Genomic DNA, 24,541 nt, shown 5'->3' on the forward strand with positions numbered 1-24,541 from the left:
CTTTTATCAATCGTCGGCCTGTCCCGGTTTGGTGAGGAGCGCCGACCGCCGGACGAACAGCCGGAACACCAGCGGCGCCAGCAGCACCACCACAATGATGCGCAATATGTGGTGGCTGGAGACGAAGGCAGTGTCGCCGCCGACGGCCAGTGCCACCAGGCTCATCTCGGCGAGGCCGCCGGGCGAGAAGGCCAGCACGATATCCAGTGTCGGCAGGTCTGTCAGCAGATGCAGGCCGACCGAGAAGATCAGCGTGACCGCCAGCAGGATCGCGGTCGAGATCATGGTGACACCGACGGTGCGGCGCACCAGCGCGACCTTTGTGCCGGCGAAGCGGCAGCCGATGGCGCTGCCGATCACCACCTGGGCGACGGTCACCAGCTCGAAGGGCGGCGCGTGCGATGTCAGCCCGGCCAGGTGAATGGCGGCGCTGCACAGCATCGGCCCGACCAGCAGCGAGGCCGGCAGCCGCGCCAGCTTGGCGAGGAAGGCGCCGATGACCGCGCACAGGCCGAGCAGCATCAGGTCATAGTACGGCATATCCAGGATCGAGATGCCGGTCACGCCGCGCGGCGGCGGCTCATAGCCCAGGAAATAGCGGAAGAACAGCGGCACGGTCAGCACCACCAGCAGGATGCGCGCGCCATGCGTCAGCGAGATGATGCGCTCGTCGCCGCCCATCGCCGTGCCCATCATGATCATTTCCGACAGGCCGCCGGGCGAGGCGGCGAAATAGGCGGTCGCCTGGTCGTAGCCGCTGAACCGCCGGTAATAGAGATAGACCAGCCAGCCGGCGAGGCTGACATAGGCGACGATGCCAACGGCGCTGACGATCCATTGTCCCAGCTGGTCGATGATGTCGGGCCGGAAGGCGCTGCCCAGCATGACGCCGAGGATGGCAAGGAAGGTGGTGCGCAGCTTCATCGCCATGCGGATCGGCACACCGGCGATGGCGGCGGCAGTGGTGAACACCATCGCCCCCATCATCCAGGCCAGCGGCAGGCGCAGCTGCAGGAAGATGTAGCCGCCGATGGCGCCGATGGTGAGCGCCAGGGCAATCTGCCACAGCTTCGCCGGTCCCTTGCCGCCTATGGCATCTTTTGGGCTGCCGCTGCCGTCCTTTGGCGCCGCCTCAGTCAAGGAAGCGCCCCAGCCGGACGGCGGTCTGGCCCTTGGTCAGCCGCCGCGACGGCATGATCAGCACGCAACGGTCGTGCGGCGTATAGACCGGCTCATCGCCGTCATGGCCGAGCAGCGAGCCCTTCTTCTCGATCACTTCCAGCCCCTTATAGTCCGCGGCGAAACGGAAGCTGTCGCTCTTCACCGTGACCGGGTCGGTGACCTGGATCACCTGCTGCGGTGGCAGGGTCTGCGTGGAGAGGTGGCTGTCCATCGTCTCCCGGTCGATCATGCCGTAATGGCCGAGGAAGCGCAGCGCATTGTCGAGGGCGACGGTCTCACTGGATTTTTCCCAGTGCTGACCGCACTCGATCAGCAGCGCATTGCGCGGATCGGCGGGATCGGCGAAGAAGCGGTAGTCGCGCAGCCGCTTGCCGGCGGCATGGCCCTTGTCAGACACCACGATTTCCGGGTGCTTCAGCGCGCGGGCCAGCGCGATCCCCTTCTCCAGCGGGCCGCACAGCATCAGCGGCGCGGTCGGGTGCTGCATCGAATGGATGTCGAGCAGATAGTCCACGCTGTCGATCAGCGGCCGCATCTGCCGGGCGCGGCGCAGCTCGACGCTGTCGCGCGGGCCGTCGAGGACTTCCTCCGACCAGAGCCGGTTGAAATCCTCCTCGACGAAGCGCGAGGCGGTGGGGTTGGCCGGATCGAAGCTGAGATAGGCCTCCACATTGGCGAAGCTGAGCGTCAGCTTGCCGTGCAGCGGGCGGATGTCGTTGCGGAACAGGTAATCGACGGCGATGGCGCCGCACAGCTCGTTGCCGTGGGTGACGGCGTTCACCATGACATGCGGGCCGGGCTTGCCGCTGTCGAAAGTGGTGGCATAGTCGATGCCGGTATTGCCGGCCCGGTAGGGGGCGATGTCGGGTGCGCTGAGATCGACCCTGTATTCTGCGGTGCTCACGATTTACGCCGTCCGTGCTGCGGAATGGGGCTGCGGAATGGGTCTGACGAAATTAGGCGCGTTCGGCGGTTTCATCCAGAGTCTTGCGCGTATGACAGGACTGCACGGAACGGGACAGCCCGGAACTGGCGCTGCGGTCAGAAGCCGTGCCAGCCCTGCAGCGACCGGCTGATCGCCGTCGCCGCCTGCTGCACGATGGGTGACAGTTTCTCGCGCGCATCATCCATCGTCCAATAGGCCGTCGAGGTGGTGATGCCCAGCGCGGCGATGGGTTTGCGGTCGCCATCGAGGATCGGCGCGGCAACGGCCAGTTCGCCGAGATCGGCTTCTTCCTCGACACCGGCGAAACCGTCCTGCCGGATGCGGTCCAGCTCCGCTTCCAGGGCTGCGCGGTCGGTGATGGTGTGTGAGGTCAGCCTGACGAAGTCGGTGCGGTCCAGGATGGCGGCGCGCTCCTCCGGCGGCAGCCAGGCCAGCATGGCCCGGCCGGTGGACACGCAGAAGGCCGGCATACGGCGGCCGATGGCGGTGTTGGAATTGATGCGCCGCTGGCTCGGCATGCGGATCGCGACCACCGCGTCGGTATCGTCCATGACCGAGACATTCACCGTCTCCTGCCACTCGTCGCGCACCGAAATGACGATGGGGATGGCGACATCGTAGAGCGGGTTCGCGCGCAGGTAGGAATAGGCGAAGTTCAGCATGCGCGGCCCCAGGCGGTAGCGCCGCGTCTTCTCATCCTTCTTCAGATAGCCAAGCTGGGTCAGCGTGTGGGTGAAGCGCTGGGCGGCGCTGGTGTTCAGGCCGGTACGCTGGGCGATCTCGCGCAGCCCCAGCGCGTCCCAGTCGCTGCCGAAAGCCTGCAGGACCGCGAGCCCCTTGCCGAGTGAGTTCACGAACAGCGGATCGTTGCGCTCTTCCTCCCGCCGTTGCGCGTCAGCGGTAAATTCTGGCGCTTCCGTATGCGTCTGCAAGGGCGTCTCCAGGGGCGTCTCCAAGGGCTTCCGGCGCATCGGCTTTACCTTTCTGGCGAGGGCCTTTCATGGCAGGCTGGAAGGCGCGTTGACAAAGCTGTAGGCTTGTCACACGATCACCGTCGTTCGTCACAATTTTATCGCATTCCGATAGCTTTGTCACTAATAGCGATTGGACCTAACGGAATGTCGAGTGGCGGACATTGGAGGCTAGTCAGGGTTCAGAACAAATAGGAGGGTCCTTAATGAGACCTTTGATGTACACAGTCGCCGGCATGTTTACGGCGCTATCGGTCTTGGCCGCGCCGTCATCGGCAGCCGAGCTGAAGATCGCTCTTTCGACGGAACCGACATCGATCGATCCGCACTATCACAATCTGTCGCCGAACAATGCGTTGGCGACGCATATCTTCGGGGCACTGATCGAGCAGGACGAGACCCAGCAGCTGAAGCCGGGTCTGGCGCTGTCCTGGAAGCCGATCAACGACACCACCTGGGAATTCAAGCTGCGTCAGGGCGTGAAGTTCCATGACGGCTCGCCCTTCACGGCCGAGGATGTCGCCTTCACCATGAAGCGTGCCGGCAATGTGCCGGACAGCCCGTCCAGCTTCGGCATCTATACGAAGCCGATCAAGGAAGTGAAGGTCGTGGACCCGCATACGGTCCATTTCATCACCGAGAAGCCCTATCCGCTGATGCCGAACGACGTCAGCACCGTGCGCATCGTCAGCAAGAAGCACGGCGAGGGTGCCACCACCTCGGACTACAACAGCGGCAAGGCCGCCATTGGCGCCGGTCCGTACAAGCTGGTCAGCTTCACGCCGGGCCAGGCCATCGAACTGGAAGCGAACCCCAATTACTGGGGCGACAAGCCGACCTTCGACAAGGTGACTTTCCGGCCGGTGACCAACGCGGCCTCGCGCGTCGCGGCGCTGCTGTCGGGTGACGTCGATCTGGTCGATGGCGTGCCGACGGCCGACATCGCGCAGCTGAAGAAGAACGAGAATGTCGTCATCTCGAACGCCGTCTCGAATCGCGTCATCTATCTGCACATCGACAGCGACCGTGACGTCACCCCGCATGTGACGGGCAAGGACGGCAAGGAGATCAAGAACCCGTTCAAGGACGTGCGCGTCCGCCGGGCGATCTCCATGGCGATCAACCGTCAGGCCATCGTCGATCGGGTGATGGAAGGCGTCGCCATTCCGGCCGGCCAGCTGCTGCCGAAGGGTTTCTTCGGTGTCAGCCCGAACATCCAGGTGCCGACCTACAACCCCCAGGGTGCCAAGAAGCTGCTGGCCGAGGCCGGCTATCCGGACGGCTTCAAGCTGACTATCCATGGCCCGAACGACCGCTACATCAATGATGCGCAGATCGTTCAGGCGGTGGCGCAGATGCTGAGCCGTATCGGCATCGATGCGGCGGTCGATACCATGCCGCGCTCGACCTTCTTCGGCCGCGCTTCCAAGCTGGAATTCAGCCTGCTGCTGGTTGGCTGGGGCTCCGGCACCGGTGAGGCCTCCTCGCCGCTGAAGTCGCTGCTGGCGACCTATAACAAGGAAACCGGCATGGGCCCGTCCAACCGTGGCCGCTACTCGAACAAGGAGTTCGACGAGACCCTCGCCAAGGCGCTGGTCACCGTCGATGATGCCGCGCGCGAGAAGCTGCTGCAGAAGGCGACCGAGATCGCAATGGCCGATGTCGGGCTGATCCCGCTGCACTATGAGGTGTCCACCTGGGCGACCCGGAAGGGCCTGACCTATGTTGGCCGTTCCGACCAGGGCACCCTCGCCACCTATGTGAAGATGGGCAACTAAAGCCCTGTACTCGCCGATGGGGGAGGGGCCTGCGGCCCTTCCCCCGCTGGCTTGATGGACGCAGGCATGAAGCCTGCACTGTTTTTACCCAGGTCACGCGCGCCGCAAGGGAGCTGCCCAAGGCATGAGCGTCTTCATTCTGCGACGGCTGATGCAGAGCGTCCTGCTGATCGCCGTCATGACGGTGATCGTCTTCGCCGGGGTCTATGCCATTGGCAACCCCATCGACATTCTGATTTCCGCCGATGCCTCCCAGGAAGAATATGACCGCGCGGTTCGCGCGCTGGGCCTCGACCGGCCCTTGTGGGAGCAGTATTTCGTCTTCCTCGGCAATCTGCTGCAGGGCGACCTCGGCAAATCCTTCGTCTTCAACGAGCCGGCGCTGAGCCTGGTGTTCGCGCGCCTTCCGGCGACGCTTGAACTGGCCTTTGCCGCGATGCTGCTGTCGATCACGGTCGGCATTCCGCTCGGCATGTGGGCCGGTCTGCGGCCCGAGAGCGTTGCCGGCCGGTCGATCATGGCCGGCTCGATCCTCGGCTTCTCCCTGCCGAATTTCTGGCAGGGGCTAATGCTGATCATGATCTTCGCGGTGTTCCTGCAATGGCTGCCCGCCGGCGGCCGTGGGGAGACCGCCAGCTTCCTCGGCATGGAATCCACGCTGTTCTCGCTGGAGGGTTGGAGCCATCTGCTGCTGCCAGCCCTCAACCTGGCGCTGTTCAAGATGTCGCTGGTGATCCGCCTGACCCGTGCGGGCATGCGCGAGACGCTGCTGCTGGACTATGTGAAATTCGCGCGTGCCAAGGGCCTGTCCACCGGGCGGGTCATCTTCGTGCATGTGCTGAAGAACATCCTGATCCCGCTGGTCACTGTCATCGGCCTGGAGCTGGGCTCGGTCATCGCCTTCGCGGTCGTCACCGAGACGATCTTCGCCTGGCCCGGCATCGGCAAGCTGATCATCGATTCGATCTTCGTGCTCGACCGGCCGGTGATCGTCTCCTACCTGATCGTCATCGTGCTGATGTTCATCACCATCAATCTGGTGGTCGATATCCTCTATTCGATCCTCGATCCCCGCGTTCGCCTGTCGGATATGAAATCATGAGCGCCGAGTCGACCGACATCATTGCCGGTGCACCCGGCCCCGAACTGGTTCCGGAGGCTGCCAAGGCCAAGGCGATCCCGCCCTGGCGCCGGCTGTTCTCCAGCTTCTGCGAGAGCAAGCTGGCGGTCGTCGGCCTGATCACGCTGGTCGCGATTATCCTTGTCGCGCTGTTCGCGCCCTGGATATCGCCGCAGGATCCGTTCGACCTGTCACAGATCGACATCATGGATTCGAAGATGCCGCCGGGCTCGGAAAGCTATACCGGTCAGGTGTACTGGCTGGGCACGGACGGGCAGGGCCGCGACATGCTGAGCGGCATCTTCTACGGCCTGCGCATCAGCCTGACCGTCGGCATTCTCAGCGGCTTCTTCGCGCTTATCATCGGCACCTCGCTGGGCCTGACGGCGGCCTATTTCGGCGGCAAGATCGAAACGCTGATCATGCGCATCGTCGATCTGCAGCTCAGCTTCCCGGCCATTCTGGTAGCGCTGATGCTGCTGGCGATCCTGGGGCGCGGCGTCGATAAGGTGATCCTGGCGCTGATCATTGTGCAGTGGGCCTATTACGCCCGCACCGCGCGCAGCGCGGCACTGGTGGAACGCCGCAAGGAATATATCGAATCGGCGCGCAGCCTGGCGCTGTCCACGCCGCGCATCATCTTCCGGCACCTGCTGCCAAACTGCCTGCCACCGGTCATCGTCATCGGCACGGTGCAGGTGGCGAACGCGATTGCGCTGGAAGCCACACTCAGCTTCCTCGGCATCGGCCTGCCGGTCACCGAGCCGTCGCTGGGCCTGCTGATCTCCAACGGCTTCAACTATCTGTTGTCGGGCCGCTACTGGATCAGCTTCTTCCCCGGCGTGGCGTTGCTTGTCACCATTGTCGCCATCAACCTGGTCGGCGACCAGCTTCGCGACATTCTCAACCCGAGGCTTCAGCGATGACCGAGTCGGTTCTGAAGGTCGAAAACCTGCAAACCCACTTCTTCACCAAGGCGGGCGTGGTCAAGTCGGTGGACGATGTGTCCTTCGAGATCGGCCGCGGCAAGGTCATGGGGCTGGTGGGTGAAAGCGGCTCCGGCAAGTCGGTCTCCGGCTTCTCGATCATGGGGCTGGTCGATCCGCCCGGCCGCGTGGTCAGCGGGCGCATCCTCTATCGCGGGCGCAACCTTGTCGGCCTGCCGGAAGCCGAGATGCGCAAGATCCGCGGGCGCCACATCGCGATGATCTTCCAGGATCCGATGATGACGCTGAACCCGGTGCTGCGCATCGACACGCAGATGATCGAGACCATCCTGGCGCATGAGGATGTGGACCGGGAGACCGCCCGGCAGCGTTCCCGCGATGCGCTGGGGCAGGTTGGCATCCCCTCGCCGGACGAGCGGCTGCAGGCCTACCCGCATCAGTTCTCCGGCGGCATGCGCCAGCGTGTGGCGATTGCCATCGCGCTGCTGAACAAGCCGGACCTGATCATCGCGGACGAGCCGACGACGGCGCTGGACGTGACGATCCAGGCGCAGATTCTCTATGAGATGCAGAAGCTGGTGCGCGAGCAGGATATGGGGCTGCTGTGGGTTACCCATGATCTGTCCGTGGTTGCCGGCCTGGCCGACGAGCTGTGCGTCATGTATGCCGGCCGTATCGTCGAGCGCGGCGCGGTGGACGATGTTATAGAGACATCGGTGCATCCCTATACCCGCGGGCTGATCGGCTCGGTGCCGTCGCGCAACCCGCGCGGCCAGCCGCTCCGACAGATTCCCGGCATGGCGCCGCCGCCCTTCGCCCTGCCGCAGGGCTGCCCGTTCCGGCCACGCTGCCCGCGCGCCGACGATGCCTGTCTCGCGGTGCCCGAGATGGTCGAACATATGCCCGGGCGTTTCGCCCGTTGCCAGCACCCGCATCTGGAGGACGCGGCATGACCGCCGAAGCCCCCATCATCGAACTGACGGATGTTAGCAAGCGCTTCACGAAGCGCCTGGACATAGCAGCCAAGATCGTGAACCGGCTGGGCGGCAGCATGCGCGAGGAGGTGGTGCATGCGGTCGATCGCGTCAACCTGTCGGTAAAGCAGGGCGAAGTGGTTGGCCTGGTCGGCGAATCCGGCTGCGGCAAGTCCACGCTGGGCCGGGTCGTGGCGGGTATCCACGATGCCACCGAGGGAAAAGTCTTCTATCGCGGGCAGGAGGTGAACGGCCTGAGCGCTGCAGAGGCGAAGAGCGTCCAGCTGAAGGTGCAGATGATCTTCCAGGACCCGATGAGCTCGCTCAATCCGCGCCTGCGGGTGGAGGAGATCGTCGGCGAGGCGCCCAGGGTGCACGGCATCGTTCCGCGCAAGGAGATGGGCGGCTTTATCGACGATCTGCTGCTGCGCGTCGGCCTCGACCCCAGCTACAAGAAGCGCTATCCGCATCAGTTCTCCGGCGGTCAGCGTCAGCGCATCGGTATCGCCCGCGCGCTGGCGGTGAACCCGGAATTCCTGGTGTGCGACGAGGCTGTGGCCGCACTCGACGTGTCGATCCAGGCGCAGGTGCTGAACCTGTTCATGAAGCTGCGCGAGGAATTCGACCTCACCTACCTGTTCATCAGCCATGATCTGGGCGTGGTCGAGCATCTGAGCGACCGCGTGGTCATCATGTATCTCGGCCGGGTGGTGGAGAGCGCGCCGACAGACGATCTGTTCAAGGCGCCAAACCATCCCTACACCCAGGCACTGCTGGCCGAGGTGCCGAGGCTGGAGCCGGGGCGCCGTATCTTCGAGCCGATCAAGGGCGAGATTCCCTCACCGCTGGATCCGCCGCCGGGCTGTCACTTCCATCCGCGCTGCCCGCATGCCCATGCGCGTTGCAAGGCGGAGGTGCCGGTGCTGAAGGAAATCGCCCCCAACCGCTTCTCCGCCTGTCATCTGAACGACCAGCAATAGAGCCGGGAGGCCCTGATGTTCCGACCCGACGCCGCGATTGCGGCCCTGCTGGAGGCGCGGCGCAGCCGCACGCGGCTGACGGCGCTGCCGGAGGGGGCACGACCCGGCTCGGTGGCCGATTCCTATGCGGTTCAGGACGGTGTGACGCAGGCGCTGGGGCCGGTGGGTGCATGGAAGATCGGCGCGAAATCGCCGGCCGATAATCCGCTGTCAGCCCCGATCCAGCAGGGCGATGTGATCGATAGTGGGGCGAGCCTGCCGCGCGACCGGTTCAACATCGTCATCATCGAGGCGGAGGTCGCTTTCCGCTTCGGCCGTGACCTGCCGGCATCTGGCGCACCCTATGACGATGCGGCGATCCTGGCAGCCATCGAGAGCGCGCATCCGGCCATCGAGATCGTCGATAGCCGCTTCGCCGACATCGAGAATCTCGACCCGCTCAGCAAGCTGGCCGACTTCCAGCTCAATGGCGGGCTGGTTGTGGGGGTGGCGCTGCGCGACTGGCAGGGGCTGGACCTGAAGGGCATCACCGCCAGCGTCACCATCGACGGCAAGACCGTGATCGAGAAGACCGGCGGCAACCCGGCGGGCGATCCGCGCTGGCTGGCGCTCTGGGCGGCCAACAATTTGATTGCGCGCGGCCATACGATCCGCGCCGGGCAGGTGGTCACCACCGGCTCCTATGTCGGCATGCTGCCGGCACCGCAGGGCGGCGAGATTGTCGCCACCCTGTCAGGCGTCGGCAGCGTTTCCGTCAAGATCAGCTAGTTATTCGGCGGCCTCATTCCGCCGCCTGGCGGGTACTGGCCAGAAGCGCGCCGCGGAGCGCCTCGCCCAGCCGCTTCGCGGAAGCCGGGTTCTGACCGGTGATGAGGTTGCCGTCGCGCACCACATGCGTCTCGAACAGTCCGGCATTCTCGAATTCCGCGCCCAGTTCCCTGAGCTTTGTTTCCAGCAGGAACGGGACGACGTCCTCCAGCTCCACCTTGCGCTCCTCGGCATCGGTGAAGGCGTTCACGCGGCGGCCTTTCACCACCGGCGTACCGTCCGGACGCTTGGCCTCGACGAGGCCCGCCGGGCCATGGCAGACGGCGGCAACCGGCTTGCCGGCGGCATCAAGCTCACCGACCAGCTTGGCCAGCGCCGTATCCTTCGGCAGATCCCACATGGTGCCGTGGCCGCCCGGCAGATAGATGCCGGAAACCTCGTCCGCCTTGATCGAATCCGTGCGGGCGGTGCTCTTCAGCGCCTGCATGGCCTTCTCGTCATCCAGGAAGCGGTCGACGGAATTGACGTTTTCGCCGTGCGGCTTCAGCGAACCGGGATCGGCTTTCACCTCGCCGCCGGCGGGCGAGGCAAAGATCACCTCAAAGCCCGCATCGCGCAGGATGTAGTAGGGGGTGCTCAGCTCCTCGAAATGGAAGCCGGTCTGCCGCCCGGTATCGCCGAGTTCGGTATGGCCGGTGACGACGAACAGGAAGGGATTGGTCATGGGAAACCTCCTTGGGGTTCCGGAAACATGACTCCCAGATAAGAGGCTTCGCCGCGATTGTAAGGGGTGGGCGTCAGCTTGTCGCGGTGGCGATTGCCGCACCGCTGGCCAGCATGGCGGCGATTTCCGCGTCGCTGTAGCCGGCCTCGCGCAGCACTTCGGCGGTGTGTTCGCCATAGACCGGGGCACCCGATTGCGGTCCGCCCGGCGTTCCGGAAAAGGCGATGGGCAGGCCGATGGTCTTTACCGGACCCAGTGTCGAATGTTCGACCTCGGTGATGACGCCGCGCGCCAGCGCCTGCGGGTCGCGGTGCATTTCCGGAATGGTCAGGACCGGGCCGGCGGGCAGGCCGACAGCTTCCAGCCGGGCGAGCCAGTCGGATGTGGTGCGGGTCTGGAAGATCGGGTTCAGGATCTCGACCAGTGCCGGCAGGTTGGTCATCCGGCTGGCATTGCTGGAAAACCGCGGATCGTTGTTCAGCTGCGGCGCCTCAATGGCCTTCAGCAGGCGCTCCCAGTTAGCCTGGTTGGCGGCGCCGATATTGATCCAGCCATCCTGCGTCGGGAAGGCCTGGTAGGGCGCGTTCAGCGGATGGGCGGAGCCGATCGGTTGCGGCGTCTCGCCCGTGGCGAAGCAGATCGCCGATTGCCAGTAGGTGTGCACGATGCCGGCCTCGAACAGCGAGGTATCGACCTTCTGGCCTTCGCCGGTCTTCAGCCGGCTGGTATAGGCGGCCAGCACGCCCATCGCGGCGATGATGCCCGCCGTGATGTCGGTGACCGGCGCGCCGACCTTCACCGGCGGGCGGCCCTCGCCCTCCCCGGTGATGCTCATCAGGCCGCTCATGCCCTGGGCGATCAGGTCGAAGCCGCCACGATCCGCATAGGGGCCGGTGCGGCCGAAGCCGGAAATCTCGCAATAGATCAGGCCGGGATTGATCTTGCGCAGCTCCTCATAACCGAGGCCCAGCTTCTCCATCGTGCCCATGCGGTAATTCTCGATCACCACATCGGCGCCCTCCAGCAGCCGGCGCACCGCCTGCTTGCCGGCCTCGGTCTTCAGGTCGAGGGCGATGCCCCGCTTGTTGCGGTTCATCATCATATAGGCGGCGGGCTGATCCTCGATCAGCGGGGGCACGAAGCGGCGCGCATCGTCGCCGCCCGGCACCTTCTCCACCTTCACCACATCGGCGCCCATATCGGCCAGCATCAGGCCGCAGACCGGCCCGGCCATGATGTGCGCCAGTTCGATGACTTTCAGGCCGGAAAGCGGCCCCTTTTGCCGTGCGGGCATGATTTCCTAATCACTCACTCTCAACGGTAGAACAGTTCGACCAGCGCCATCGGCACGGCCGGCACATAGGTTACAAGCATCAGCACGGCGAACAGAACCCCGATGAAGGGCAGGTTGACCCGCGTCACCGCCCACATATCCGCTTTGGCGATGGAGCAGGAGGTCATCAGCACACTGGCGACCGGCGGGGTCTGCTGGCCGATGCCGAGATTCAGCGTGACCACCAGGCCGAAATGCACCGGGTCGATGCCGACCGCATTCACCAGCGGCATGACGATGGGCACCACCAGGATGATCGCCGCAGCCGAGTGCAGGAACAGGCCGATCACCAGGAAGAACACGTTCAGGATCGCCAGCACCGCGTATTTGTCGCTGGTGATGGAGGACAGCCAGAGTGCCAGCTTCTGCGGAATCTGCTGTTCGGTCAGATAGACGCCGAGCAGGGCGGAGGTCGCCACCAGCAGCATGACCACGGCGGTCTGGATCGCGCCTTCCATCATCGAGTTGTAGAGATGGGTCAGGTCCAGTTCGCGATAGATCACGCCGCCGATGAACAGCGCGGCCACCACGGCGAGGCCGGCGCCCTCGGTTGCCGTGACCCAGCCGCCGAAGATGCCGCCCAGGATGATCAGCGGCAACAGGAAGGCCCAGGCGGCTTCCTTGAAGGTCTCCTTCAGGCGGGCCAGGCTGAACACTTCCTCGACCGGATAGTTGTAGCGGCGGGCATACCAGTAGGCCAAACCCATCATGCCGCCGCCGCCCAGGATGCCGGGCACGATGCCGGCGACGAAGATCTGCACCACCGAGGCATCCGCCATGACGGCGTAGAGGATCATCGGGATCGAGGGCGGGATGATGACCGCCAGCGTCGCCGAGGAGGAGGTGATGGCGGCCGCGAATTCCTTCGGGTAGCCCTTCTTCTTCATCGCCGGGATCAGGATCGAGCCCATCGCCGCGACATCCGCCACGGCGGAGCCGGAGATTTCCGCGAAGAACATTGAGGTGCCGATATTCACCATCGCCAGGCCGCCCTTCACGAAGCCGAACAGCGCCGAGGCGAAGGCGATCAGCCGGCGTGACAGGCTGGAGGAATTCATGATGGCGCCGGCCAGGATGAACAGCGGGATTGCCAGCAGCGGGAAGCTGGTGGCGCCGTTGAACAGCACCAGCGCCGCGTTCAGCATCGATTCCATGCCCGACGAGTAGATCATCGCCGCCATGGCGACGATGCCGAGCGAGATTGCAATGGGAACGTTCAGCAGGATGAGGGCGACCAGCGCCACGAACATGACCGCGACGATCATCGCAGCGCCTCCTCAAGCTGCTTTTGCTCGTGATCGAGAATGCCCCCGCCGCGCGCCTGCGCCAGCACTTCGGGCAGGCTGAACAGCTGCGCCAGGATGAACAGCACACTGCCGATCGGGATGACCGACTGGGTGAGGGTGGTGGTGACGTTCGGCAGGCTAACCAGCGTGTCGCCCTGCAGGATCTGCAGCACCTCCCAGCCGAACCAGCCGAGGATGGCGAAGAAGCCGATGACGCAGGCCTCGGCGAACAGCACTGCAGCCACACGCATCTGCGGCGCCATTGCATTCACCAGACCGGGAAAGCCGATATGGGCGCGCTTCAGGGCGGCCAGCGAGGCGCCGTAATAGGTCAGCCAGGCCAGCATGATCGAGGCGACCTCGTCGTACCAGACCAGCGACCAGCCCATTTTCCGGTAGGTGACGCCCATGATGATGATCACCGTCAGGCTGGCGAGCAGGAAGATGACGAAAGCCGTCAGGGTCTTTTCGAAAACGGTCCTCAAGGCGGCGAACACTGTGGGCGATCCTTGGCTAGCGGAAACGAGGCTTGGGGTGGGCAAAAAAAAGCCCTGCCGGCGGCAGCCGACAGGGCGTCATGGCAGTGTGGTTACATTCCGGTGCCGAGGGCGATGGCCTGATCGACCAGCTTGCCGCCGGCCGGCACATCCTTGCCGAACTCCGCATAGACTTCCTTGCTGGCGGCGATGAAGGCGTCCTTGTCGGCCTCGTTCACCGCGACGCCGGCAGCCTTGATCTTGGCCAGCAGATCGTCCTCCAGCTTCACCGCCTGCTCATAGACGTAGGGCTGGGTTTCCCTGGCGGCTTCGCTCAGCGCCTTGCGGACATCCTCCGGCAGAGAGTCCCACTTGCGCGCACCCGCCACGATATAGGCCGGGGTATAGACATGGCCGGTCATCGACAGGTACTTCTGCACTTCCTGGAACTTGGTGGAGTAGATCTGCGTCAGCGGGTTCTCCTGCCCGTCCATCACGCCGGTCTGCAGCGCCACGAACACTTCCGACAGGGCCATCGGCGACGGGTTGGCGCCATAGCTCTGGAACATCTTCACGCGCCATTTGCCCTTCGGCGTGCGCAGCTTGATGCCCTTCAGGTCTTCCGGCTTCACGATGGGGCGGACATTGTTGGTGATGTGGCGGAAGCCGTTTTCCCACACCGCCAGAACCTTGTAGCCCTTGGCCTCGGCCATCGGCGCGAGGGAGGGCCACACCACCTCCTTCTCGATCTTCTTCATATGCTCGCGGTTCTTCACGAGATACGGCATCTCGAACATGCCGAAGGCATCGACCTCGGATGACATGACGGTCGAGGGCAGGGCGAACTCGACGGTACCGAGCCGCAGCTTCTGCAGCAGCTCCTTGTCGCCGCCAAGCTGGCTGGAGCCGAAGGTGACGACCTTGGCCTTGCCGCCCAGCTTCTCGTTGGCGCGGCGCGCGAACTCGTTGGCCGACAGTTCGAACAGTGAGCCCGGGCCGCCGACATGGCCGAATTTCAGCTCCATCTGCGCCTGGGCCGGCATGGCCAGCCCGCCGGCCAGCAGCACGGCGCTTGCGATAAACAGTTTCCTCATGACGTTTCCTCCATCTCCTGTTGATGTATGGGGCCGGTCTTGGTGCCGGCTCTTCCATCGGATTATGCTTGTATTTCGGTGTGCCTCGCCATCATTAGTTGTCGCGCATTTTATCTAGTCCAGTGGCCTCAGGCGGCGGCGCTTTTCGCCCCGGTGTTGGCCTCGCCCAGATAGGCCAGCGCTTCCGCCACGCCGCTTGCCTTGATCGGCACGCCGGCCAGCTTCAGCCCCATCTCGACGCCGGACAGCGTGCCGGCCAGCGCCAGATCGTTGAAATCGCCCAGATGGCCGATGCGGAATACCTTGCCGGCAACCTTGCCGAGGCCGGCGCCCAGCGACATGTCGAACTTGTCCAGGATGATCTTGCGCAGCGCATCGGCATTGTGGCCGTCCGGCATCAGCACGGCGGTCAGCGCGCTGGAATATTCCTCCGGGTTCTTCGCCAGGATTTCCAGACCCCAGCCGCGCACCGCGCGCCGGGTCGCCTCGGCATGCCGGTCATGACGGGCGAACACATTGTCCAGCCCTTCCTCCAGCAGCATGTCGAGGGCTTCCTTCAGCCCGTAGAGCAGGTTGGTCGCCGGGGTGTAGGGGAAATAGCCCTTCTCGTTGGCCGCCAGCATCGGCGCCCAGTCCCAGTAGGATTTCTGCAGGCCGGCTTTCTTCGACGCGGCAATCGCCTTGTCGCTGATTGCGTTGAAGGACAGGCCCGGCGGCAGCATCAGCCCCTTCTGCGAGCCGGCGACGGTGACATCCACGCCCCACTCGTCATGGCGGTAGTCGATGGAGCCGAGCGACGAAATCGTATCGACCAGGAACAGCGCGGGATGGCCGGCGGCGTCGATCGCCTTGCGGATCAGCCCGATGCGGCTGGTCACGCCGGTCGAGGTCTCGTTATGCACGGCGCACACCGCCTTGATGGTGTGGGTCTTGTCTTCGGTCAGTTTGGCCTCGATCAGCGCCGGATCGACGCCACCGCGCCAGTCGCCGGGCACAAAATAGACGGTCAGGCCCAGCCGGCCCGCCATCTCCTGCCACAGGCTGGCGAAGTGGCCGGTCTCGACCATCAGCACCTTGTCACCGGGCGACAATGTGTTGACCAGCGCGGCTTCCCACGCGCCGGTACCCGAGGCCGGGAAGATGATGACCGGATTCTTCGTCTTGAATACCGGCTTCAGTCCGTCCAGCACATATTTGCCCAGCACGCCGAATTCCGGCCCGCGATGATCCATGGTCGGCGCGTCGATGGCGCGCAACACCCGGTCGGGAACGTTGGTCGGACCAGGAATCTGCAGGAAATGGCGGCCGGCACGGTAGGTCATGATCGATATCTTCTTTGTCTGAGTTGGCGCCCAGAGGGGGTGTCCAAGGGCAGCCCGATTGCGGTTGATTTGCATAGTGCATGCAATTTGCCGGGGTATGTCAAGCTGCCATTACCGGCGCGTCACTGTTCTGCAATGCAGCATTTTCAACGAAATCGCCGATATTGCAGGATTCGCATCAGGTGGTTCAGGGCGTGCGTTGAATTTTGCATGCAAAATGCTAGGCTTTCCTGCAATCGCTTGCGTTCGCCCGTGAAGCGCGCAACTCTCGCATCCTCCGCCTGTAACTGGCCCCTATAACTGGAAAGCCCGATCCCGTGTCCGCCATCCAGCCAGCCGCCAAGCCGGTATCCAAGCCTGCCTCTTCTTCCCGCAAGGCCCGCATCGCGCCGGGCGATAGCGGCCTCGCCGCGCGCCTGCGCCGGGAGATGGAAGGCGATGTGCTGTTCGACGGTTTCAGCCGCGGGCGCTATTCCACCGACGCCTCGATCTACCAGATCGAACCGCTGGGCGTCGTCGTGCCGCGGAGTGAGGCGGATGTCCTGCGCGCGCTGGACATTGCGCGCGATGAGGGCGTGCCCGTGCTGCCGCGCGGCGGCGGCACCTCGCAATGCGGGCAGACGGTGAACGAGGCGCTGGTCATCGACCACAGCCGGTTCCTGAATGACGTGATCTCGGTCGATCCGGAGGCGCGGACGGCCTGGGTGCATCCCGGCATCACGCTGGACAAGCTGAACAAGCAGCTGAAGGGCACCGGCCTGTTCTTCCCGGTCGATATCTCGACCGGCAGCCGGGCCACCATCGGCGGCATGGCCGGCAATAATTCCTGCGGCTCGCGGTCCCTGCGCTACGGCAACATGGTGCATAATGTCCGCGCCATCGAGGCGATTCTGGCGGATGGTACCGAGGCGTTTTTCGGTCCGGTGCCGGGCAATCTGGATGGGCTGGAGGGCAATCCGCGCTATCTGGAAATCGTGCAGAAGATGCGCGCGCTCGGCCTGCGCGAGGCCGACGAGATCAGGGCCCGTATCCCCGATATCCTGCGCAAGATCGGCGGTTACAACATCGAGACGATCAGGCCGGAGGGGCATAACATGTCCCATCTGCTGGTCGGCTCCGAGGGCACGCTGGGCTGGTTCCAGCGCATCCAGCTGGATTTGCAGCCGATCCCGCCGCACAAGGCGCTGGGCGTGTGCCACTTCCCGACCTTCCGCAAGGCGATGGAAGCCACCCAGCACATCGTGAAGCTGGGGCCGACGGCGGTGGAGCTGGTGGACCGCACCATGATCGATCTGGCGCGCGACATCCCGGCCTTCCGTGAGACCGTCGATAAGTTCGTCGTCGGCGAGCCGGAGGCGCTGCTGCTGGTCGAATTCGCCGGCGAGGACAAGGCGGAACAGCTGCGCGGCCTGGCCAGTCTGGTCGAGCTGATGGGCGATCTGGGGTTCCCAGGCGCCGTGGTCGAGGCGACCGACCCGAAATTCCAGAGCGAGATCTGGGAAATCCGCAAGCAGGGGCTGAACATCATGATGTCGATGAAGGGCGACGGCAAACCCGTCTCCTTCATCGAGGATTGCGCGGTGCCGCTGGCAGACCTTGCCGACTACACCGAGCGGCTGACCGACATCTTCACCAAATACGGCACCAAGGGCACCTGGTACGCCCACGCCTCGGTCGGCACGCTGCATGTGCGCCCGATCCTGAACATGAAGACCGAGGAGGGCGCGAAGAACATGCGCGCCATCGCCGAGGAAGCCTTCGCCATGGTGCGCGAATACAAGGGCTGCCATTCCGGCGAGCATGGCGACGGCATCGTGCGCTCGGAATTCCACGAGCCGATGTATGGCAGCCGCATCGTGCGCGCCTTCGAGGAAGTGAAGGACAGTTTCGACCCCGAGGGCATGATGAACCCGGGCAAGATCGTCCGCGCGCCGAAGATGGACGACCGCAGCCTGTTCCGCTTCAAGCCCGGCTATGCCATCCAGCCGCTGGAGACGGCGCTGGACTGGAGCGAGTGGGGCGGCCTCTCGGGTGCGGTCGAGATGTGCAACAACAATGGCGCCTGCCGCAAGGCCGATCCCGGCGTCATGTGTCCCAGCTACCGTGCCACCGGCGAGGAGAAGGACGTGACGCGCGGCCGAGCCAATTCCCTGCGGCTCGCCTTGTCCGGCCAGCTTGGCCCCGATGCGCTGCTGTCCGACGACATGTACCAGACCATGGATCTCTGCGTCGGCTGCAAGGGCTGCAAGCGCGAATGCCCGACCGGCGTCGATATGGCGAAGATGAAGATCGAATTCCTGCATCATTACCGCAAGAAGCACGGGCTGCGGCTGAAGGACCGGCTGGTTGCCTTCCTGCCGCGCTATGCCGGCCTCGCTTCGAAGCTGGCGCCGCTGCTCAATCTGCGCGACCGGATTCCGGGCCTGCCGCTGCTCACCGAAAAGCTGCTGGGCCTCAGCGCCAGGCGCAGCCTGCCGCAATGGCGCACGGACGCCTTCCGCGCGCCGGGCATTTCCACAGGGCCGGCGGATGGCGAGGCGGTCGTGCTGTTCGTCGATACCTTCAACCGCTATTTCGATGCGGAAAATGCCCGCGCCGCCGTGGCGGTGCTGACCGCCGCCGGCTACCGGGTGCATTTCGCCACCCCGCCGGAGGACCGGCCGCTGTGCTGCGGGCGCACCTTCCTGGCGGCCGGGCTGGTCGATGAGGCGAAAGCCGAATCGCGCCGCATGCTGGAGGCGCTGAAACCCTATATCGAGGCCGGCGTGCCGGTGCTGGGGCTGGAGCCGTCCTGCCTGTTCACCCTGCGCGACGAGTTCCGCTCGATGCATCCGGGGGCGGAGGCTGACGCGCTGGCGGCCAAGGCCATGCTGCTGGAGGAATTCCTGGCCGCCGAGGCGCGCGAGGGCCGGCTGAAGCTCGCCCTGAAGCCGATCGCCGCCAGCAAGGCGCTGCTGCATGGCCATTGCCACCAGAAGGCCTTTGCCGTGATGCCCGCCGTCCAGCAGGTGTTGAAGCTGGTGCCGGGCCTGAACGTCGAAACCATCGACAGCTCCTGCTGCGGTATGGCCGGCGCCTTCGGCTATGAGGCGGAGCATTACGAGGTCTCGATGAAGATGGCGGAGGCCGCGCTGCTGCCGGCCATCCGCAAGGCCGACGCAAACGCGATCCTGGTCGCCGACGGCACGTCGTGCCGGCATCAGATTCACGATGGCGCGGCACGGGAAGCCGTGCATGTGGTCCGGGTGCTCGAAATGGCGCTGGCGACGGAGTAGGATACGCCATGGCCCTGCTGACATCCGATACGGTTACCGAACAGCGCATCGCCCGCCGCTCGCTGCATGACGAGGTGGTGGAGCGGCTGCGCGACCTGATCGTCGAGGGCGAGCTGGAGCCCGGCAAGCGCGTGCCCGAGCGTATCCTGTGCGAGCGTTTCGGCATCTCCCGCACGCCGCTGCGCGAGGCCTTGAAGGTGCTGGCTTCGGAAGGACTGGTCGAGTTGCTGCCCAATCGCGGCGCGGTCGTCGCGCCGCTGACCGTGGTGGAGCTGGACGAGATCGTCGAGGTGATGGTGGCGCTGGAAGGGCTGGCGGGATCGCTGGCGGCCAGCCGCATGACCGATGCGGCCATCGCCGAGGTGAAGGCGCTGCATTACGAGATGCTGGCCTGCCATGCCCGCGCCGACCTGCATCTCTATTTCAAGCTGAACCAGGCAATCCACCTGGCGATCATCGAAGGCGCGGGTAACGCCACGCTGGCGCAGACCTATGGCGCGTTGAACGGGCGCATCCGGCGGTTCCGCTACATGGCGAACCTGTCCGGCGAGCGCTGGGACCATGCGGTCGCCGAGCATAACGACATCCTGGGCGCGCTGGTGAAGCGCGATGCCGATTTGCTATCGCGGCTGCTGGCCGATCATCTCAGGAACAAATACCAGCATCTGAAGCAGGCCTATGAGGCTGCTTCGGATTCCACTCAGGCGGCCGAGTAACCGGGCTTCCTACTTTTCGTGCTGGCGCACGAAGGCGGCGATGCGCGGCATGATCTGCTCGCGCCAGCGCCTTCCGTTGAAGATGCCGTAATGGCCGACGCCCTTCTGCAGATAATGCTCCTGCATGGATTTCGGCAGTTTCGTCACCAGATCATGCGCCGCCAGCGTCTGGCCGGGGGCGGAGATGTCGTCCAACTCGCCCTCGATGGTCATCAGCGCGGTCTTGGTGATGGCGGCGGGATCGACCCGCTGGCCACGCCAGCGCAGCGTGCCCTTTGGCAGCAGGTGCAGCTTGAACACCCGCTCTACCGTGTCGAGGTAGAAGTCGGCCGAGATATCCTGCACCGTCAGATATTCATCGTAGAAGCGGCGGTGTCCGTCCGCCGATTCGCCATCGCCGCGGACCAGATGCTTGAACTGGTCGATATGGGCATGGAGATGCCGGCTCGGATTCATCGAAATGAAAGCGCCGACCTGCATGAAGCCCGGATAGACCCGCCGGCCAGCGCCCGGATAATGCAGCGGCACGGTGGTCACCACGTGATTTTCGAACCAGTCGAGCGGCCGGTTTTCGGCAAAGCGGGTGACGATGGTGGGGTTGGCGCGCGTATCGACCGGGCCGCCCATCAGCACCATGCTGCGGGGCTGCGCCGTGTCGCCGGCGGCGGCCATCAGCGAGACGGCGGCCAGCACCATGGGGGCCGGCTGGCAGACCGCGATCAGGTGAATGTCGCGGCCCAGATGCCGCATGAACTGCATCAGGTAGTCGATATAGGAGTCGAGGTCGAAACTGCCTTCCGAGGCGGGGATTCCCCGCGCATCGTGCCAGTCGGTCACATAGACGTCGTGCCCCGGCAGTAATGCCTGGACCGTGCCGCGCAGCAATGTCGCGAAATGGCCGGACATCGGCGCGACCACCAATACCTGCGGATCGTTCAGCGCCTTGGCATCGCGCTTGAAATGCAGCAGGTCGCAGAAGGGCAGGCTGAGGACGACTTCCTGGGTCACGGGCACGGGTTTGCCGTCGATCTGCGTCGTATGCAGGCGCCATTCCGGCTTGTGGCGCTGCTTGATGACGCCCTCCAGCACTTCCGCGCCGGCGGCCAGCGACTGGCCCCACTGCGTGTAGCTGAGCGGCATCCAGGGGTTGCGCATCAGCGCCTGGGTCGCGTCGGTCATGATACGCACAGGGGCGAGCGCCGCCTGCTGCATCTCATAGAGATGGTAGAGCATATTCATTTGTGCCTTTCCGCCTGGTGACCCTAGCCTTGCCGGTATCGGCGGCCGGGTATCCTGAACCGGTGGTGCGTTCCTCGTTTTTGATTATGGGCTCCAATCCCTTCGGATTGGTTAAGGCCGATTCCAGGTTCGAATCGATATGTTTGCCTATAATATCTAATACTCGTGGCAAATACAGTGACCGCAACCAAATCTTGCGTCAAGCCGGCACGCGTTCGCGCTGCCGCTCCTTAGCTGGCATTTTATATTGTTGCTTTATGCGCAACGGCCATGGACTGGCGGCGCGGATGTCCTATGTGCAAGGGGCATGACGCCTCGCCGCGAAGATGCCCGTCCCGGATAAGCCGGCCCCGAAACAGCCGGCATTGGCTTTGCGCTTGGGGGAGGGTAGGGTTCGTGCCGTTTCCGTGTTTCTGTCCAGAATTTCTTAGCCCGTCAGGTTTTCCATGATCGCAATCAGCAGCGCCTTCGATGGCGGCAACATCGAGGTTGTCTCCCTGCAGGACGCCACCGCCCGCCTGCGCATCCGCAAGGATAATGCGGCGGACTTCTCGCAATGGTTCTATTTCCGCGTCACCGGGACACGAGGGCGGGCGCTGACCCTGGTCATCGAGAATGCCGGCGATGTGTCCTATCCGGGCGGCTTCGAGAATTATCACGCCGTCGCCTCCTATGACCGGCAGGACTGGTTCCGCGTGCCGACCCGGTTCGACGGCAAGATCATGACCATCGAGCATGTGCCGACCTCGGATGCGGTCTATTACGCCTATTTCGCACCCTATTCGATGGAACGGCACGCCGATCTGGTGGCCGATGCGCTGACCTCGCCGCTGGTCGCGCTGGAGGTGCCGGGCAGGACGCTGGACGGGCAGGATATCGACATCCTGGAGATTGGCGAGCCGGGCGAGGGCAAGCCGGCCCTTTGGGTGATCGCGCGCCAGCATCCCGGCGAGACCATGGCCGAATGGTGGGTCGAGGGCTTCCTCGACCGGCTGCTCGACCCGGCGGATGCGGCGTCCCGCGCGCTGCTGGAACGCGCCGTGCTTTATGTCGTTCCCAACATGAACCCGGACGGTAGCCGGCGCGGCAATTTGCGGACCAACGCAACGGGCGCCAATCTGAACCGGGAATGGAAGGATCCCAGCCTGGAGCGCAGCCCGGAAGTGTTCCATGTCCGCCAGCGCATGATCGAGACCGGCATCAAACTCTGCCTCGACGTGCATGGCGACGAGGTGCTGCCGTATAATTTCATTGCCGGTTTCGAGGGCGTGCCCTCGGTAACGCCGGAGCGGCTTGCGCTGCTGGAGGAATTCAAGGATCGCTATGCTGCGCTCAACCCGGACTTCCAGACCGCCCATGGCTATCCGCCATCGGCGCCGGGCAAGGGTAACCTCACCACCTCCACCGGCTATTTGGCGGAATTCCAGGGCGTGCTGGCGATGACGCTGGAGCAGCCCTTCAAGGATACCGCCGACACGCCGCGCCCGGAGGAGGGCTGGTCGCCGGAGCGCGCCATGCGGCTGGGCGCGTCGGTCATCGACGTGCTGCTGCCGATGGCGTCGAAGCTGTAGGGGCGGCGGCGCTGTAGGATCAAGAGAGGGAAGAGAAGATGATTACGCTCTATGGCATTCCGAACTGCGGCACGGTGAAGAAGGCGCGTGTCTGGCTGGAGGAAAAGGGCGTGGACTATCAGTTCCACGACTTCAAGAAGCAGGGGCTGGACGCCGGAACCGCCGAGGCCTGGGTGAAGGAACTGGGCACCGACAAGCTTGTGAACCGCAAGGGCACCACCTGGCGCAAGCTCGACGACGCCACCCAGGCGCTGCTGCAGGGCCAGAATCCGGTACCGTCAATCCTGGAAAACCTGTCGGTCATCAAGCGCCCGGTCATCGATCTGGGCGACCGCCGGCTGGTCGGCTTCGGGCCGGAGCAGGTATCCGCCCTGGAAAGCCGGCTCTGAGATGGCGATCCGCCGGCTTGGCCTGATCGGCTATGGCGCCATCGGCAAGGCGGTCTGCACCGCCTTCGCCGGCGACGATCTGGTGAAGATTCCGGCTGTTCTGGCGCGCCGTGTACGCGATCTGGGGCCGGACGGGCCGATCATCCTGACCGAGCCGGAGCAGTTCTTTCAGCAGCAGTTCGACGCCGTGCTGGAAGTGGCCGGCCATCAGGCGCTGCGCGACTATGGCGAGCGCGTGCTGCTGAGCGGCGCCGATCTGGTCGTCACCTCCATCGGTGCCTTCGCCACCGACCCCGAGCTGCTGGAGCGGCTGACCGACGCGGCGGCGCGGTTCGGCCGCCGCCTGATCATTGCTTCGGCCGGTATCGGTGCGCTGGACATCTTGTCCGCCGCCGCCGTCGGCGGGCTGGACAGCGTACGGATGGTGGTGCGCAAGGATCCCACCGCCTGGGTCGGGACCATCGCGGAGGAAAAGTTCGACCTCGACGCGATGACGGAGCCGACCGTGCTGTTCGAAGGCTCGGCGCGCGAAGGGGCAAGGCTCTTCCCGCAGAATGTGAACATCTCGGCGGCGGTGGCGCTGGCCGGGCTTGGCCTCGACAAGACGCACCTCACCATCATCGCTGACACCACGATCACCACCCATATCATCGAGGTGGAGGCGCACGGCGTATTCGGCAGCTTCCGCTTCGTCGAGGATGTCGTCCCGACCGAGGACAATCCGAAGACCGGGAAGATTGTCGCCATGGCGGTTGTGAAGACCGTCCGTCAGCTTGCCTCACCCATGGTCGTCGGCCTCTGACAAGACCTTGCGAATCGCTCGCAAGCGCTTGTGACGCTTGAATTCTTCTTGACCGGTGCTAATTATATCGTACTAATCCGGTCCAGTTTTATGAATGACCGGTTTTGGCGCCGCAAGAAGGCAGAAACATGATTCGGCTCAACCGATTGACGGATTACGCGATTGTCGTGCTCGGGCAGCTCGCCCAGCTGCGGGAACCTTCCGAGTCTTCCGGCGCGAAGGCGGGCGACCCGACCGGTTCCAGGACGGCGGCGCAGCTCGCCCAGGATACCGGCGTTCCGCTGCCGACTGTCTCCAAGGTGCTGAAGATGCTGGCGCACGGCAAGATCATCGCCTCGCAGCGCGGCGTGGCCGGCGGATACACGCTGAGCCGCGATCCCAGGGCGATTACCGTGGCCGATATCATCACCGCGATGGAAGGGCCGATTGCGCTGACGGCCTGTGTCGATGGCGCTGTCGGCAGCTGCGATGTGGAGGCGTTGTGCGCCATGCGCGGCAACTGGGACAAGGTGAACCGGGCGATCCGCGCGGCGCTGTCGGCGGTGACGCTGCAGGAAATGTTGTCGACACCGTCGGCTTTCGAGATGTTCCCGCCTCTGGCGGCGCGGCGCGACGACGTCCGCGCGCAGTGAGGCATAGGAGATAGGC

Annotated in this window: 22 protein-coding genes; 12 read left to right on the forward strand and 10 right to left on the reverse strand. The window is 64.5% G+C overall.

The genetic code is table 11. The annotated features are described in order from the left end of the window. Positions 1-6: 6 nt before the first annotated feature. The 3 genes from BKM74_RS07870 to BKM74_RS07880 all read right to left on the reverse strand — a co-directional run bounded on the left by BKM74_RS07870 (position 7) and on the right by BKM74_RS07880 (position 3,060). On the reverse strand, positions 7-1,140 hold the full coding sequence (locus tag BKM74_RS07870) for an AbrB family transcriptional regulator (protein WP_086465161.1): 1,134 nt from the start codon (positions 1,138-1,140) through the stop codon (positions 7-9). After that, complete coding sequence (locus BKM74_RS07875) at positions 1,133-2,086, reverse strand: M14 family metallopeptidase (protein WP_086465162.1); 954 nt, start codon at positions 2,084-2,086, stop codon at positions 1,133-1,135. The genes BKM74_RS07870 and BKM74_RS07875 overlap by 8 nt, the downstream gene beginning before the upstream one ends. Before the next feature lie 137 nt (positions 2,087-2,223). Further along, positions 2,224-3,060, reverse strand: a complete 837-nt coding sequence (locus BKM74_RS07880; protein WP_176342450.1) for an IclR family transcriptional regulator — start codon at positions 3,058-3,060, stop codon at positions 2,224-2,226. Between the two features lie 257 nt (positions 3,061-3,317). Here BKM74_RS07880 and BKM74_RS07885 point away from each other — a divergent pair, with 257 nt between their 5' ends. From BKM74_RS07885 to BKM74_RS07910, 6 genes are all read left to right on the forward strand, one after another. Continuing rightward, positions 3,318-4,877 carry an ABC transporter substrate-binding protein gene (locus BKM74_RS07885; protein WP_086465164.1) on the forward strand — a complete coding sequence of 520 codons (1,560 nt, stop codon included), beginning with the start codon at positions 3,318-3,320 and terminating at the stop codon, positions 4,875-4,877. Positions 4,878-5,001: 124 nt separating this feature from the next. Continuing rightward, positions 5,002-5,979 (forward strand): ABC transporter permease, encoded by a 978-nt coding sequence (locus tag BKM74_RS07890; RefSeq protein ID WP_086465165.1) that lies wholly within the window; start codon positions 5,002-5,004, stop codon positions 5,977-5,979. Beyond that, positions 5,976-6,923: an ABC transporter permease gene (locus BKM74_RS07895; RefSeq protein ID WP_086465166.1), complete on the forward strand. Its 948-nt coding sequence runs from the start codon at positions 5,976-5,978 to the stop codon at positions 6,921-6,923. Before BKM74_RS07890 ends, BKM74_RS07895 begins: the two co-directional genes overlap by 4 nt. Then, positions 6,920-7,897, forward strand: coding sequence for an ABC transporter ATP-binding protein (locus tag BKM74_RS07900; protein ID WP_086465167.1), 978 nt, complete (start codon positions 6,920-6,922; stop codon positions 7,895-7,897). Before BKM74_RS07895 ends, BKM74_RS07900 begins: the two co-directional genes overlap by 4 nt. After that, positions 7,894-8,898, forward strand: coding sequence for an ABC transporter ATP-binding protein (locus tag BKM74_RS07905; protein ID WP_086465168.1), 1,005 nt, complete (start codon positions 7,894-7,896; stop codon positions 8,896-8,898). The genes BKM74_RS07900 and BKM74_RS07905 overlap by 4 nt, the downstream gene beginning before the upstream one ends. 15 nt (positions 8,899-8,913) lie before the next feature. Beyond that, positions 8,914-9,666, forward strand: coding sequence for a 2-keto-4-pentenoate hydratase (locus BKM74_RS07910; protein ID WP_086465169.1), 753 nt, complete (start codon positions 8,914-8,916; stop codon positions 9,664-9,666). A gap of 13 nt (positions 9,667-9,679) precedes the next feature. Here the strand turns inward: BKM74_RS07910 and BKM74_RS07915 are convergent, their stop codons facing one another. The 6 genes from BKM74_RS07915 to BKM74_RS07940 form a co-directional block, all read right to left on the reverse strand. Next, positions 9,680-10,390 (reverse strand): type 1 glutamine amidotransferase domain-containing protein, encoded by a 711-nt coding sequence (locus BKM74_RS07915; RefSeq protein WP_086465170.1) that lies wholly within the window; start codon positions 10,388-10,390, stop codon positions 9,680-9,682. A gap of 73 nt (positions 10,391-10,463) precedes the next feature. After that, on the reverse strand, positions 10,464-11,684 hold the full coding sequence (locus BKM74_RS07920) for a CaiB/BaiF CoA transferase family protein (protein ID WP_086465171.1): 1,221 nt from the start codon (positions 11,682-11,684) through the stop codon (positions 10,464-10,466). A gap of 20 nt (positions 11,685-11,704) precedes the next feature. Then, a complete protein-coding gene (locus BKM74_RS07925) occupies positions 11,705-12,988 on the reverse strand; it encodes a TRAP transporter large permease (RefSeq protein ID WP_086465172.1) in 1,284 nt (427 codons plus the stop codon). After that, positions 12,985-13,506 (reverse strand): TRAP transporter small permease, encoded by a 522-nt coding sequence (locus tag BKM74_RS07930; RefSeq protein ID WP_086465173.1) that lies wholly within the window; start codon positions 13,504-13,506, stop codon positions 12,985-12,987. Before BKM74_RS07930 ends, BKM74_RS07925 begins: the two co-directional genes overlap by 4 nt. A gap of 92 nt (positions 13,507-13,598) precedes the next feature. Continuing rightward, on the reverse strand, positions 13,599-14,579 hold the full coding sequence (locus BKM74_RS07935) for a TRAP transporter substrate-binding protein (protein ID WP_086465174.1): 981 nt from the start codon (positions 14,577-14,579) through the stop codon (positions 13,599-13,601). Positions 14,580-14,707: 128 nt separating this feature from the next. Continuing rightward, the gene (locus BKM74_RS07940; RefSeq protein WP_086465175.1) at positions 14,708-15,901 is read right to left on the reverse strand and encodes a pyridoxal-phosphate-dependent aminotransferase family protein; all 1,194 of its coding nucleotides are present in this window, start codon (positions 15,899-15,901) and stop codon (positions 14,708-14,710) included. Positions 15,902-16,218: 317 nt separating this feature from the next. On the opposite strand from BKM74_RS07940, the gene BKM74_RS07945 reads away from it, so the two are divergent. After that, on the forward strand, positions 16,219-19,176 hold the full coding sequence (locus BKM74_RS07945; RefSeq protein ID WP_176342451.1) for an FAD-binding and (Fe-S)-binding domain-containing protein: 2,958 nt from the start codon (positions 16,219-16,221) through the stop codon (positions 19,174-19,176). A gap of 8 nt (positions 19,177-19,184) precedes the next feature. Next, positions 19,185-19,892 (forward strand): GntR family transcriptional regulator, encoded by a 708-nt coding sequence (locus BKM74_RS07950; protein WP_086465176.1) that lies wholly within the window; start codon positions 19,185-19,187, stop codon positions 19,890-19,892. A gap of 9 nt (positions 19,893-19,901) precedes the next feature. Here the strand turns inward: BKM74_RS07950 and BKM74_RS07955 are convergent, their stop codons facing one another. Further along, positions 19,902-21,125 carry a polyhydroxyalkanoate depolymerase gene (locus BKM74_RS07955; protein WP_086465497.1) on the reverse strand — a complete coding sequence of 408 codons (1,224 nt, stop codon included), beginning with the start codon at positions 21,123-21,125 and terminating at the stop codon, positions 19,902-19,904. 452 nt (positions 21,126-21,577) lie between these two features. On the opposite strand from BKM74_RS07955, the gene BKM74_RS07960 reads away from it, so the two are divergent. The 4 genes from BKM74_RS07960 (at position 21,578) to BKM74_RS07975 (ending at position 24,525) form a co-directional block, all read left to right on the forward strand. Further along, entirely contained in the window at positions 21,578-22,702 is a 1,125-nt protein-coding gene (locus tag BKM74_RS07960) for a M14 family metallopeptidase (RefSeq protein ID WP_086465177.1), read from the forward strand. A 38-nt stretch (positions 22,703-22,740) separates the two neighbouring features. Further along, complete coding sequence (locus BKM74_RS07965) at positions 22,741-23,091, forward strand: arsenate reductase (RefSeq protein WP_086465178.1); 351 nt, start codon at positions 22,741-22,743, stop codon at positions 23,089-23,091. 1 nt (position 23,092) lies between these two features. Continuing rightward, on the forward strand, positions 23,093-23,893 hold the full coding sequence (locus tag BKM74_RS07970) for an aspartate dehydrogenase (RefSeq protein ID WP_086465179.1): 801 nt from the start codon (positions 23,093-23,095) through the stop codon (positions 23,891-23,893). Positions 23,894-24,021: 128 nt separating this feature from the next. Continuing rightward, on the forward strand, positions 24,022-24,525 hold the full coding sequence (locus tag BKM74_RS07975; RefSeq protein WP_086465180.1) for an SUF system Fe-S cluster assembly regulator: 504 nt from the start codon (positions 24,022-24,024) through the stop codon (positions 24,523-24,525). The last annotated feature ends 16 nt before the right edge of the window (positions 24,526-24,541 follow it).

It is taken from the genome of Oceanibaculum nanhaiense (assembly GCF_002148795.1).
Classification (GTDB): Bacteria; Pseudomonadota; Alphaproteobacteria; order Oceanibaculales; family Oceanibaculaceae; genus Oceanibaculum; species Oceanibaculum nanhaiense.